Here is a 12,881-nt window from a genome sequence, read left to right as displayed (position 1 = left end):
CAAATCATGATCGATCAAGCTCTAGCGGATCGGGCCGGTAGAGAGAACCGGGTATCGTTCGCGCGGCAAATAAAAATGGCCGGATCGCTCCGGCCATGAAAGAGGTTGAAACCTCTCCTCCGTCATGCCGGTCCCCGGAACAAGCCCGAGGATGATCCGGCATCCAGCCACGGCGCGTCTGCGCCGTGGGGAATGAGTCTTTCGCGATCAAGGACTTGATCGCGCTGGACCCCGGATCAAGTCCGGGGTGACGGCGTTTGTATGCTTTGCCTCCGCCAAACGATCAGGCGGTTCCTTAAGCAGCACGCCCATATTCCGCCTGCCGCCGCGTGGCCGTGGCGAGCTGGAACTGTGCGAGCAGATCGTTAAGCGCCGCCGCTTCGGACGCCAGCCCATGACTTGCCGCCGTCTGTTCCTCGACCATCGCGGCATTCTGCTGCGTGCCCTGATCGATGGTGTTGATGGCGGTGTTGATTTCCTGAAGCCCGGTCGACTGCTCGCGCGACGAGGTCACGATGGCGTCGATATGACGGTTGATCTCCTGCACTTCGCGGACGATGGTTTCCAGCGCCTTGCCGGCATTGCCGACGAGATCGACGCCGGACTGCACCTGCGATGTCGAGGCGTTGATCAGCGTCTTGATTTCCTTCGCGGCATTGGCGGAGCGCTGGGCAAGCTCGCGCACTTCCTGTGCGACGACGGCAAAACCCTTGCCCGCCTCACCGGCGCGGGCGGCTTCCACACCGGCATTCAGCGCAAGCAGGTTGGTCTGGAAGGCGATCTCGTCGATCACGCCGATGATGTTGCTGATCTCCGACGATGACTTTTCAATGCCTTCCATGGCGCGCACGGCATCTTCCACGATGACGCCTGATTGTTCGGCATTGTTGCGGGCGCGATCGACCAGACGGCCGACTTCTTCCGCACGGCGGGCGGAATCCTTCACCGTCGTGGTGATTTCCTCAAGCGCCGCCGCCGTTTCTTCCACGGAGGCTGCCTGCTGTTCGGTGCGCCGTGCGAGATCATCCGCCGACTGGCGAATTTCTCCGGCGCCGGCATCGATGGCGCGGGCATTCTGGCCGACGGTGCTGAGCGCTGCGTTCAGCTTGGCGACGGAATTGTTGAAATCGTCGCGCAGGCGGTCGATGCGGGTCACGAAGGGCGTGTCGATGCGATAGTTGAGATCGCCGTTCGAAAGATGAGCCAGTCCCTTGGCAAGCGAATCGACCGCGAACTGGATGTCCGCCGCGTCTTTTGCCGCCAGTCTCTCGCGGTCGCTGCGTTCCTGTTCGGAAAGCGTGCGGTTCTGCTCGGCATCGCCTTCGAGGCGCAGACGTTCCATGGCGTTCGACCGGAACACGGCAACCGCTGCCGCCATCGAGCCGATCTGGTCGGTGCGCTCCTGACCGGGAATGGCGACATCGAGATTGCCGGCTGCAAGGCCTTCCATGGCCGAGGTCATCTGCGTGACGGGGCGGACGATGAAGCGTGAAAGGACGGTTGCGAGAAGTCCGATCATGATCGTGGCTGCGAGGATCGTGGCGATGGTTGCCGCCAACCGGAACTGGCCGATTGCGCTGTAGGCAACATCGGAATCGACGACGAAACCGAGATACCAGTCAACCGAGGGCAGGCCGGCGACCGGAATGAAGCTGGTGATCTTGCCCTTGCCGTCGATCTCGGTCTGGTAAATGGCGGAGGAAATAGCCGGTGTGTCGACCTTGAAGAGGTCGGCCAGCGGCTTGTCGACGAATTTCGGATCGGGATGGATGAGGATCTTGCCATCCTTGCTGACGAGGAAAGCGTATCCATCCGTGCCGGCATCCACCGACTTGATCATCTTCACCAGCGAATCCAGCGAGAAGTCACTGCCCGTCACGCCGGCAAGCTTGCCATCGATGGAAACGGGAATGGCGGCGGTGATGATGAGGCCGCCGGTCGATGCATCATTATAGGGTTCGGTCAGGACGGTCTTGCCGGCTTTCACCGCATCCAGATACCACGGGCGTTTGCGAGGATCATAACCCTCAGGCAGTGGTGTTTTCGGGAAGGTGGTGAAGCTGCCGGTGTCGGCATTGCCGAAATAGGTCGACATGAACTGGGCGGTGAGAACGTCGTTTTCCAGAAACCGCAGCTTGGCCTCGTCATCAGGTAGCTTGGCGAGCGTCTTTGCCACCGTTTCGGTCAGCATGATACGGCCATTCAGCCAGTTGGCGATGCTTTGCGCGGCCTGCTTGCCGGAAGAATCGATATTCTCCGCCACCGCTTCCGTCGTGACCCGGTGCTGAAGACTGTCGATGTAGAAAGAGAAACCGGCAAAGGCGGCGACGACAAGTGACGACGCCGCAACGAGAATGCGCGTCATGAGATTGGTTTTTTTGGGCAAGCTACACGTCCTTGAAACCGGGTGAACCCGTTCGGCTCATCTTGGAAAATGGTGGGAAAGACATGCCTCAAAGGCGGGAATATTCTGCGTCATGCAGCTTGTGGTTTAGAAGAACTACGCGATATTCTAATAAGTAAAGCGAAATGGTAAAATTCAGCTAAATTTGTCTTATGTCAGTCGGGCTCGGCCGCGGCGCGCCAGATTGCCGTTTTGCGTAAATTTTGATCATCGATCTGCAAAGGTTGCGTGCAGGAAGGGAATATTTTATTCATCACCATGCTGCCGTTGCGCAATTCGCGGGCAACGGCCAAGGTTCAGGTGAATTACAATGTCTTCGTCGGTTGTTGCAGGAACCGTTCCGTCCGGATCGGGGTCGTGGTTTTCGCATTTCAAGGCTACGCTTGTGCTGGGAATTCCGCTCATCGGCGCTCAGCTCGCGCAGCTTGGCATCCACACCACTGACATGATCATCGTCGGCCAGCTTGGCGCCGAAAAACTGGCGGCCATGGTGCTGGCCGGGCAGTTCTTCTTTGTCGTCTTCATTTTCGGCTCTGGTTTTTCCGTCGCCGTGGTGCCGATGGTGGCGCAGGCCTACGGGCAGGGTGATGCGACGGCGGCCCGTCGCTCACTTCGCATGGGCATGTGGGTGGCGATTGCCTATTGGTTGCTTGCCCTGCCGATCTTCTTTAATGCGGAGCGCATTCTCGTTTCGCTCGGGCAGAACCCCAATGTTGCGGCGCTGACCGGGCATTATCTCGCCATCGCCAAGTTCGGCCTCCTGCCGGCGCTATTGTTTTACGTGCTGCGCAGTCTCGTCAGCGCCATCGGGCGTGCGGGCATCATTCTTTATGTCACCATCATCATGCTCGTGATGAACGGCGTGCTGGCCTATATGCTGGTATTCGGCCATTTCGGATTGCCGGCGATGGGCATGAATGGTGCGGCTGTCGTTGCCGTCATCGTCAATGCCTTCAGCTTCATTTTCATCGTCGCCTATGTGCAGACGCGCGAGGAAACGAGGAAATACGAGCTGTTCGTGCGCTTCTGGCGGCCGGACTGGCACGCGCTTTTTGAAGTGCTGCGGCTTGGTCTGCCGATCAGCATCACCATTCTCGCCGAAGTGACGCTGTTTGCCGCCGCCTCGATCCTGATGGGGCAAATCGGCACCGTGCAGCTTGCGGCGCATGGCATTGCCTTGCAGCTTGCTTCCATCGCCTTCATGATCCCGCTCGGCCTGTCGCAGGCGGCGACCGTGCGGGTGGGCATCGCCCGCGGTCAGGGCGATTTCAAGAATCTCATCCGCGCCGCCATCATGATTTATGCGATCGCCTGCGGTATTGCGATTTGCGGTGGCATCCTGTTTGCGGCCGTGCCGGAATTTCTGGCGAAGTGGTTCCTGGATGCGAAATTGCCCGAGGCGGCGGAAGTGCTTGCCTATGCCAGCAGCCTCGTGGTGATCGCCGGTATCTTCCAGCTGGTCGACGGCATTCAGGCTGTGACGGCAGGTCTGCTGCGCGGATTGAAGGATGCGCGCATTCCGGCGATGCTGGCGCTGATTTCCTATTGGCCGATCGGGTTGGCGCTTGCCTGGATCATGGCTTTTCCGCTCGGCTTTGGCGGACGCGGCGTCTGGTTCGGTTTCGTGATCGGTCTTTCGACGGCGGCTGTTCTGCTCACCATTCGCTTCGTGCTTCTGGTGAAGCGTGAAATGCAAACGGCCCGCTGAAAAGCGGGCCGCATAATCTTTCCTGATCTCCGGAGGTATCAGCGCTCGGCGAGCGCTGCCTCACCCTTGTTCTCGCGCAGCAGGTTGACGAAGCGGCGGAAGAGGTAATGGCTGTCCTGCGGGCCGGGCGATGCTTCCGGATGGTGCTGGACGGAGAAGACCGGCTTGCCGACGATGCGCAGGCCGCAATTGGTGCCGTCGAACAGCGAGATATGGGTCTCTTCGACGCCTTCGGGCAGCGACTTGGTATCGACCGCAAAACCGTGGTTCATGGAGACGATTTCCACCTTGCCTGTCGTGAAGTCCTTGACCGGATGGTTCGCGCCGTGGTGGCCCTGATGCATCTTTTCGGTCTTGGCGCCGACGGCGAGGCCGAGCATCTGGTGACCAAGGCAGATGCCGAAGATCGGCAGATCGCTTTTGATGAGGTTCTGGATAACAGGCACGGCATATTCGCCCGTCGCGGCCGGGTCTCCCGGGCCGTTGGACAGGAACACGCCATCCGGCTTCAGCGCCAGGATGTCTTCGGCCGAAGTCTGGGCAGGAACGACGGTGACCTTGCAATCCAGACCGGCAAAGAGGCGCAGGATGTTGCGCTTGACGCCGAAATCGACGCAGACGACGTGATACTTGGCATCGGCTTCACCGAGCGTGCCGTAACCCTTGTTCCAGACCCAGGGGGTTTCAGTCCAGGTGGAGGACTGGCCGGAGGTCGCTTCGATGGCGAGATCGAGACCAACGAGGCCGCTCCACGCCTTGGCTTCCGCCTTCAGCGCTTCGATGTCGAAGACACCGTTCGGGTCATGGGCGATGACAGCGTTCGGCGCGCCGTTTTCGCGAATCCATGCCGTCAGCGCGCGCGTGTCGATGCCGCAAAGGCCGATGACGCCGCGGGCCTTCAGCCAGGCATCCAGATGCTTGGCGGCGCGGAAGTTCGAGGGATCGGTGATGTCGGCCTTGAAGATGACGCCGACAGCGCCGCGGCGGGCGGCAGGCGTCAGGTCTTCAATGTCTTCCTCATTGGTGCCGACATTGCCGATATGCGGGAAGGTGAAGGTGACGATCTGGCCGAGATAGGAAGGGTCGGTGAGGATTTCCTCGTAACCCGTGAGCGCCGTGTTGAAGCAGACTTCGGCCTGAACCTTGCCGGTTGCGCCGATGCCTGTTCCCTCGATCACTGTGCCATCGGCAAGAACAAGCATTGCGGTCGGTTTGCGGGTAGTCCAGGGCGCTGTCTCGGTCATCTCGTTCCGTTTCTGCCGCTTCGCACCCCGCCTCTTGAAAGGCAGGGGGTAAGGGGCCATTTTTGTCGCAGGCTTCGTGACATAAAGGGGCGCGCGATAAAGCTCGCGTTCCGACCCTTCGTTAAAATCTCGTGCAGGTGCCGGAAAATAACGAAAGCAGCCCAAGCGGTCAACCGCAGGTCTAAGATTTACGCGGATTTAAGCTGTCGTAGATTCAATGGCTTATGCAATTGATTTGCTTGAGCGTGTTTGCTCGTTTATGTCGTTGCGAAAAATAAGGCGGAAAGTTTGCCGGTCAGGAAGCTGCGGAACGGGCTTTCCCAAGGAGAAGAAAAATGCTGCGCGACGTGTTCGCTAATACTTTGAAAGATGCGCTGAAGGCTCGTGACGCCCGACGTACATCGACCGTGCGTCTCATCCAGACGGCCATCAAGGATCGCGATATCGCCAATCGCGGCGTGGGCAAGGACCCCGTCAGCGATGAAGATATCATGCAGATCCTGACCAAGATGGTAAAGCAGCGGGAAGAATCCGCCACCATCTACGAAGGTGCCGGCCGTCCCGAGCTTGCCGCTCAGGAGCGCGAGGAAATCGTCATCATCAAGGAATTCATGCCGGAAGAAATCCCGGCCGAGAAGGTGCGCGAACTCTGCCAGGCCGTCATCACGGAGACCGGCGCTTCCGGTCTGCGCGACATGGGCAAGTGCATGAATGCGCTGAAAGAGCGTTATCCGGGCCAGATCGACTTCGCGAAAGCCTCCGGTGTCGTCAAGGATTTGCTGAAGTAATTTTCGGTGCTCCGAAAAAGTAAAGGCAGGGCAGATGTGGGCTGCCCTGCCTTTTTTCTGTCGACGAAAACGCATTCCGGCGGATCAGAATGCTCTCAAGCGCAGGCGTTTTTTCGGGGGACGTGCCTGCGGGCGTCGGCAGATTTCTGCGAAAATTCATCGCTCTGTCTGTAAGTATGTTTTTACATCGCGGCTGCGCGGCACTCAAATTACAAAAACATAATTTTTGGTGAGGTTGCGGCGCCACAAATTTGCCCGAAGCAGGCGCAAAGGACGTTGCCACGCTTAGCCCTGCCGCTTTTTCTGCTCATGCACATAGTGGCGCAGGACGGCATTCATGCGGGTCTGATAACCTTTCCCGGTGGCCTTGAAGAAATCCACGACATCCTGATCGACGCGAATGGAAATTGACTGTTTGGGAGTAGGGAAAACCACTTCGGCCTTCGACCAGTCGATATCCTCAAAGCCGGCCCAGTCGGGATCGTCGCGCGTGGCGCGGTCAATATCCTCGTCGGTCAGGGCATCGACGCGTTTCCAGTCCGTTCGGTCGTCGCCCTTGGCGATCTTCTTTTGGATTTCATCCAGGGAATAGCTGACGGTAGGTTCTTCGCTCATTTTGTCTCGCCGCTCTTGCCGATATGATCCGGCACACGTCTCCACGCATCGTATACACAATTGCGATCAATGTGTCCGTTTCCGGACATATGGCCAGAACCCGGCTCTCTCCGTTTTGGTCAGATCTCTTTTCCAGATGGGGCATCGACAGAACTTTTGCCGCTCTCAGAAAGTCGATCCCGTGTTTCTCGATATTGATCAACCGCTTGTTTTCATCCATTCAAAGGAGATGAAATCCTTCATCACGATTTCCATGCGCTGCCTACAACTGATGTCAGTTCATAGGCACTCATGCACCGAGTATGTATATACACTCGTATATTCTTCTGTATATACACCAATGTCAATGCCGCCTGTGAATAGTGGGTATTGTTTATCTCTCCATTTTGTATTGCCGCTCTTATGCGCTTATATGAAAGACTGGCCTCGAACAGGTAACCCATGCGCTTTTCCAATTCTTTCCTCGATGAGATACGCGACCGCGTGCACATCTCCGATGTGATCGGCCGACGTGTGTCCTGGGACAAGAAGAAGACCAACACGTCGCGTGGGGATTATTGGGCCTGCTGCCCGTTCCATGGCGAGAAAAGCCCGAGCTTTCACTGCGAGGACCGTAAGGGCCGCTACCATTGCTTTGGCTGTGGTGTTTCGGGCGACCATTTCCGTTTTCTGACGGAGCTTGAGGGGCTGAGTTTTCCGGAGGCCGTGCAGCAGATCGCCGATATGGCCGGCATTTCCATGCCGCAGCCCGATCCGCAGGCGGAAAAGCGCGAGCGCGAGCGGACCTCGCTGCAGGACGTCATGGAAATGGCGACGCTGTTCTTTCAGGACCAGTTGCAGACCGCGCTTGGCGCGCGGGCGCGGGCTTACCTGCGCGATCGAGGGTTGACCGGGCGCACCATCGAGACGTTCCGGCTGGGTTATGCGCCTGATAGCCGTAATGCGCTGAAGGAGCACCTGGCAAGCAAGGGCGTGTCGAAGGAACAGATGGAAGCCTGCGGACTGGTGGTGCATGAAAACGTACCGGTCTCCTATGACCGGTTTCGCGACCGCATCATGTTCCCGATCCTGTCCTCGCGGGAAAAGGTGATCGCTTTCGGCGGTCGCGCCATGGCTTCGGATGCGGTGGCGAAATATCTGAACTCCAACGAGACCGAGCTCTTTCACAAGGGCAATGTCCTCTACAATTTTGCCCGCGCCCGGCGTGCGTCGCAGGCGGCAGGCGGTTCTGTCATTGCCGTCGAAGGTTATATGGACGTCATCGCGCTTTATCAGGCGGGTGTCGAAAATGCCGTCGCGCCGCTCGGCACGGCGCTGACGGAAAGCCAGCTCGATCTCCTCTGGAAGATGTCGCCGCAGCCTGTTCTCTGCTTCGATGGCGATGGCGCCGGCATTCGCGCCGCCAACCGTGCAGCCGATCTCGCCTTGCCGCATATCAAGCCGGATCGGTCGGTCAGCTTTGCGCTGCTGCCCGATGGCAAGGATCCGGACGATCTCGTGCGGCTGGAGGGGCGCGCGCCGTTCGACCGGGTGCTTTCGGAAGCCAAGCCGCTTGCCGCGATGATCTGGAGCCGGGAGACCTCGGGCGTCACGTTCGATACGCCTGAAAAACGGGCGCAGCTTGAAAGCCGTCTGCGCCAGATCGTTGCCGTGATTGCCGACGAGACGGTGCGCCGCTTTTACCAGCAGGATATGCGCGACAGGCTGAATGGCTTTTTCCAGCCCCGTTTTCAGTCTGGTGGCTCGCAGGGCGGGAATTTCCGCCGCGAAGGCGGTCAGGGCACTGGTCGCGGTTTCCAGCGCAATGCGCCGGGGCGGGGCGGGGCGATGGCCGCACCGGCCAGCAGCATTTCCGACCGGCTGACGCAATCCGGTCTTGTCAGGGGGCATCAGACCAAGCCGTCTCTCAGGGAAAGCGTTCTCGCCATCACCATCGTCAATCACCCCGAGCTGCTGCTGGAGGAATATGACGAGATCGCTGCTATCGATTACGAGAACCGCGATCTGCAGCGGCTGTGGTCGACGGTGTTGACCTACGCGGCCGAGAGTGCGGCGGATATATCGCGGGCAGGGCTGATCGACCGGTTGTCGCAGCAGGGTTTCGAGCCGCTTTTGAAAACCATGGATCAGCAGGTGCGTAATGCCCGCCTGTGGACGGCGACCGAACAGGCGGCGATGGAGGATGCGCGCGAAGGCTATGTGCAGGCTCTTTCACTGCACAAGAGAACCAAATCCCTGCTCTGGCAGAAACGGGAGCTGGAGCGGGAAATCGCCGAGGCGACCGATGATGAGCGTGGCACGCTTCTGGTGCGGGCGATTGCCGAGGTCCAGCTGGAAATCGGCCGCATGGAAAACCAGGAAGCGATCATCGATGGTTTCGGGGTCATGTCCGGCCGGGTGAAGGGGCCGGCTGTTGGCCATGGCTGATGATGGTCGGCAGAATTGAAAGGTGTTTGGGGTTGCCTTTTGCGGCAAGCGTCCTAAATAGGGGATAGTTTGGTGATAACCCGCAAAATGCGGCTCTTTTTAAGAATTTCCGTGTCTGTCTCGCCCGCAAAGGCTTGACGGGGCGGGAAATAGCGGGAATCACCATTTCAGGAAAAGTAAGGTGGAATGAGCCTTGGCGGATAGAAATTGCATGAGCAAGCATTTCCGGGTGCACTGTCTTTGCATTCTGCCTGAGGCTGCCGTGGTTAATCGGCAATTAAAGATCACTCCGTTAGGTGTCTGACAGTGATTCGCGGCAAACCGCTGGATGCTCAAGGGGCGGACGGCGATGCGGCGGAACAGGTGTTAGCGTCAGGGAAAGCGACGAGATAGATGGCAACCAAAGTCAAAGAAAACGAAGAAGCAGAAAACGAACGCGACGGTGCGACGGACGGCCCGCTTCTCGACCTTTCGGATGACGCGGTCAAGAAAATGATCAAGGCCGCCAAGAAGCGCGGCTATGTGACGATGGACGAGCTGAATTCCGTCCTGCCGTCCGAAGAGGTGACTTCCGAGCAGATCGAAGACACGATGGCGATGCTGTCCGACATGGGCATCAATGTCATCGAGGACGAGGATGCCGAGGAAGCAACCGCAAGCGACGACGACAGCGATTCCGACGGCGAAGAGTCCGAAGGTGGCGAACTCGCCCCCTCCGGCGGAACCGCGCTTGCGACCGCAAAGAAGAAAGAACCGACCGACCGTACCGATGACCCGGTGCGCATGTATCTGCGCGAAATGGGTTCCGTCGAGCTTCTGTCGCGCGAGGGCGAAATCGCCATCGCCAAGCGTATCGAGGCCGGCCGCGAAACGATGATTTCGGGCCTTTGCGAAAGCCCGCTGACGTTCCAGGCGCTGATCATCTGGCGCGACGAACTGAATGAGGGCACGACGCTTCTGCGCGAGATCATCGATCTCGAAACGACCTATTCCGGTCCGGAAGCCAAGGCGGCTCCCCAGTTCCAGAGCCCGGAAAAGATCGAGGCTGACCGCAAGGCCGCCGAAGAGAAGGAAAAGACCCGCAAGCTGCGTGCGCCGACCGGTGACGAAGATGTGACTGATGTGGGCGGCGATGGCCTTCCGCCGGAAGAGGAAGAAGAGGACGACGACGAGTCCAATCTTTCGCTTGCCGCGATGGAAGCCGAACTGCGTCCGCAGGTCATGGAAACGCTCGACACCATTGCCGATACCTATAAGAAGCTGCGCAAGCTTCAGGATCAGCAGGTCGAGGCGCGTCTTGCCTGCACCGGCACCCTGTCTTCCGGTCAGGAGCGTCGTTACAAGGAACTGAAGGATCAGCTGATCACGGCCGTCAAGTCGCTGTCGTTGAACCAGAACCGTATCGACAGCCTTGTCGAGCAGCTTTACGATATTTCGAAGCGCCTGATGCAGAACGAAGGCCGTCTGCTGCGCCTTGCCGAATCCTACGGCGTCAAGCGCGACAGCTTCCTCGAGCAGTATCACGGTGCGGAACTCGATCCGAACTGGATGAAGTCGATCGCCAATCTGGCCGCCCGCGGCTGGAAGGAATTTGCCCGCGAGGAAAGCAACACGATCCGGGAAATCCGCCAGGAAATCCAGAACCTCTCCACGGAAACCGGCATTTCCATCGCCGAATTCCGCCGCATCGTTTCGATGGTGCAGAAGGGTGAGCGCGAAGCGCGTATCGCCAAGAAGGAGATGGTCGAGGCCAACCTGCGTCTCGTGATCTCGATTGCGAAGAAATACACTAACCGTGGTCTTCAGTTCCTCGATCTCATTCAGGAAGGCAATATCGGCCTGATGAAGGCGGTCGACAAATTCGAATATCGCCGCGGTTACAAGTTCTCGACCTATGCGACCTGGTGGATCAGGCAGGCGATCACCCGCTCGATCGCCGACCAGGCGCGCACCATCCGTATTCCGGTGCACATGATCGAGACGATCAACAAGATCGTTCGTACCTCGCGCCAGATGCTGCACGAGATCGGCCGCGAGCCGACCCCGGAGGAACTGGCCGAGAAGCTGGCCATGCCGCTTGAGAAGGTGCGCAAGGTTCTGAAGATCGCCAAGGAGCCGATCTCGCTCGAAACCCCCGTGGGTGACGAAGAGGATTCGCATCTCGGCGACTTCATCGAGGACAAGAATGCGCTGCTGCCGATCGACGCCGCCATTCAGGCGAACCTGCGCGAGACGACGACCCGCGTATTGGCTTCGTTGACGCCGCGTGAAGAACGTGTTCTGCGCATGCGCTTCGGTATCGGCATGAACACCGACCATACGCTGGAAGAAGTCGGCCAGCAGTTCTCGGTTACCCGCGAACGTATCCGTCAGATCGAAGCGAAGGCGCTGCGCAAGCTGAAGCATCCGAGCCGCTCCAGAAAGCTCCGCAGCTTCCTCGACAGCTAAGCTTTTGCTTCCTTTAAAATTGAACCCGGTCAGTCACCTCTGGCCGGGTTTTTTGTTTCCCGCACTGGCGAACTCTGCGACAAGCCTTATGTGTGAAAACAGGCATTCCGCTTTTATTGGAAATGCTCCGGTTCGATTTGGTTCGATGAGATGCAACAGGTTTCGGCAGGCAGATGGCGGTGGAAGGGATGGGCTGTGCCCGTCTCCGTTCTCCTGCATCTTGCCGTTGTTGCGATCTTCCTTTTCGAACTGCCCGAGCGGATAGTCGAACCGCAGGAGCCGGAGAGCATCAGCGTCGATTTGGTGCCGCCGCCCGAGGAGAAAAAGGCGGAAGAGGCGCCGCCACCGGGTGAAGAGAAGGCGAAAGAGGAAAAGCCGCAACCTCCGCCACCACCGCCGGCCCCACCGGCGGAAGAGGCAAAACCTTTGCCGCAGCCGCAGGCGACGTTGCCGGCCATCGCCATGAGGCCTGAGGAAATGCAGGCGGATCGCGAGGACAAGCCGGGAAAGGCGGAAGAAGCGGAAAAGACCGAGCCTTCCGAGGAGCCCGCAAGCCAGCCTGAAAAGCCCGCGCCGCCCGCCGCCAACCGCGATCTTCAGGCTTCCGCCGCGCAGGGGGAAATCGCGGTTTCACCTATCAAGGAAGAATCGCAGCCGGATCAGCCGCCAGTGCCGCAGGCAAAGCCGGTTGAGGAAAAGCCTGCGGAGGTGGCGGAAGAGAAGCCCGCGAAACTTCCGGCGGCCAAAAGCTTATTGTCGTCTGCTGTGTTAACTCCAGCGCAGCGACGGCAGATTTTTGGCGATCTACCGCCCCGTCGTCGCATCGTGCAACTTTGTCAGGCGGAAGCATTGGCCCAAATAAGAGAGGTTTATACGGCCACCCGAGGCATGTACGGCTTTTCCGACACCGGTGGACGCATATCCGGCAATCTACTTGACGCTACCGGAGGTGCATTCAACGTCGGCGACGTCTGGCGCGATGTCACGTTTCAATGTGAGGTGGATGTCGAGAATTACGCGGTGACGGCCTTCAGATTTAAAATAGGTGATGTCATTACGGCGGCTGAAGCAAAGAAACGAGGTTTCACGGGGCGGTAGCAGACCATTTGTCCCTCGCGAGGGTAAGTGAAACAAAGGTTCCATTCGTCGATTCCATCCCTTCTCCCTCATTCCTGTGCTTGTCACAGGAATCCAGCCGGCGCGCGTCCGCGCGGCGAAGAACGTCCTTTCAGCCCAAGGACTTGGGC

At 58.8% G+C, this 12,881-nt stretch carries 9 protein-coding genes; 5 read left to right on the top strand and 4 right to left on the bottom strand.

Going from position 1 to position 12,881, the window contains the following annotated elements:
• Nucleotides 1–295: 295 nt before the first annotated feature.
• Nucleotides 296–2,386, bottom strand: a complete 2,091-nt coding sequence (gene mcpU, locus V6S97_RS06650; RefSeq protein ID WP_004430444.1) for a methyl-accepting chemotaxis protein McpU — start codon at nt 2,384–2,386, stop codon at nt 296–298.
• A 328-nt stretch (nt 2,387–2,714) separates the two neighbouring features.
• Between mcpU and V6S97_RS06645 the strand changes: the two genes are divergently transcribed.
• Nucleotides 2,715–4,112, top strand: coding sequence for an MATE family efflux transporter (locus V6S97_RS06645; protein ID WP_020808732.1), 1,398 nt, complete (start codon nt 2,715–2,717; stop codon nt 4,110–4,112).
• A 38-nt stretch (nt 4,113–4,150) separates the two neighbouring features.
• Here V6S97_RS06645 and carA read toward each other — a convergent pair whose 3' ends face one another.
• On the bottom strand, nt 4,151–5,356 hold the full coding sequence (gene carA, locus V6S97_RS06640; protein WP_004430447.1) for a glutamine-hydrolyzing carbamoyl-phosphate synthase small subunit: 1,206 nt from the start codon (nt 5,354–5,356) through the stop codon (nt 4,151–4,153).
• Nucleotides 5,357–5,691: 335 nt separating this feature from the next.
• Between carA and V6S97_RS06635 the strand changes: the two genes are divergently transcribed.
• A complete protein-coding gene (locus tag V6S97_RS06635; protein WP_004430448.1) occupies nt 5,692–6,144 on the top strand; it encodes a GatB/YqeY domain-containing protein in 453 nt (150 codons plus the stop codon).
• A 285-nt stretch (nt 6,145–6,429) separates the two neighbouring features.
• Here the strand turns inward: V6S97_RS06635 and V6S97_RS06630 are convergent, their stop codons facing one another.
• On the bottom strand, nt 6,430–6,759 hold the full coding sequence (locus tag V6S97_RS06630; RefSeq protein ID WP_004430450.1) for a BrnA antitoxin family protein: 330 nt from the start codon (nt 6,757–6,759) through the stop codon (nt 6,430–6,432).
• Nucleotides 6,722–6,979, bottom strand: a complete 258-nt coding sequence (locus V6S97_RS06625; RefSeq protein ID WP_004430452.1) for a BrnT family toxin — start codon at nt 6,977–6,979, stop codon at nt 6,722–6,724. The genes V6S97_RS06630 and V6S97_RS06625 overlap by 38 nt, the downstream gene beginning before the upstream one ends.
• A 221-nt stretch (nt 6,980–7,200) precedes the next feature.
• Between V6S97_RS06625 and dnaG the strand changes: the two genes are divergently transcribed.
• The 3 genes from dnaG to V6S97_RS06610 all read left to right on the top strand — a co-directional run bounded on the left by dnaG (nt 7,201) and on the right by V6S97_RS06610 (nt 12,732).
• The gene (gene dnaG, locus V6S97_RS06620; RefSeq protein WP_080866316.1) at nt 7,201–9,186 is read left to right on the top strand and encodes a DNA primase; all 1,986 of its coding nucleotides are present in this window, start codon (nt 7,201–7,203) and stop codon (nt 9,184–9,186) included.
• Nucleotides 9,187–9,579: 393 nt separating this feature from the next.
• The gene (gene rpoD / locus V6S97_RS06615; protein WP_003494761.1) at nt 9,580–11,634 is read left to right on the top strand and encodes an RNA polymerase sigma factor RpoD; all 2,055 of its coding nucleotides are present in this window, start codon (nt 9,580–9,582) and stop codon (nt 11,632–11,634) included.
• Nucleotides 11,635–11,829: 195 nt separating this feature from the next.
• Complete coding sequence (locus tag V6S97_RS06610) at nt 11,830–12,732, top strand: DUF930 domain-containing protein (protein ID WP_334426403.1); 903 nt, start codon at nt 11,830–11,832, stop codon at nt 12,730–12,732.
• Nucleotides 12,733–12,881 lie beyond the last annotated feature (149 nt).

This window comes from Agrobacterium sp. CCNWLW155 (genome assembly GCF_036888815.1).
Taxonomy (GTDB): Bacteria; Pseudomonadota; Alphaproteobacteria; order Rhizobiales; family Rhizobiaceae; genus Agrobacterium; species Agrobacterium radiobacter.
The sequence above is the reverse complement of the archived record's forward strand: the minus strand, read 5'-3'. Positions and strand labels throughout refer to the sequence as shown.